1 pseudogene is annotated in these 414 nt (G+C 40.8%); it reads right to left on the reverse strand.

The window, feature by feature from the left end:
- Positions 1-224, reverse strand: a pseudogene (locus ASC50_RS05070) (hypothetical protein); the annotation flags it as partial.
- Between the last annotated feature and the right edge of the window lie 190 nt (positions 225-414).

The following is a 414-nucleotide window of genomic DNA, read 5'->3' on the forward strand; positions in this document are numbered from 1 at the left end:
ACCACAGAGGTCATCTGCGAATAGTACGTACCCCACGGCGCAGTAGTGTGCTGTTGTGGATAACCTCTATTGTCGTCATAGTCGCTCATATCCCCTGTACCACTAATGGTGAGTGTGGTCGTTGGGGCATCATACGACCACGTTACTTCGGCATTAGCCGCCCCTGTTGTGCCGAGCAATACTCCCATCGCTACAAGGCACTTGAATGAATTTTTCTGTTTCATAATAAATGAATTTTTAATTTTTACTTTTTTTTTAATTTTTCAATTTTCTATTTTTTTACTAACTGATTTTGCGGGACAATCCCGCCATGAAGACATACGAACAAAGCCACACCAAGGCAAAAGCCCTGATGTGGCTGACTATATGTTGTCTGAACGAATTCTAATAATTTTGTATCCCATTGTTTTAAAA

It is taken from the genome of Candidatus Symbiothrix dinenymphae (assembly GCF_001431085.1).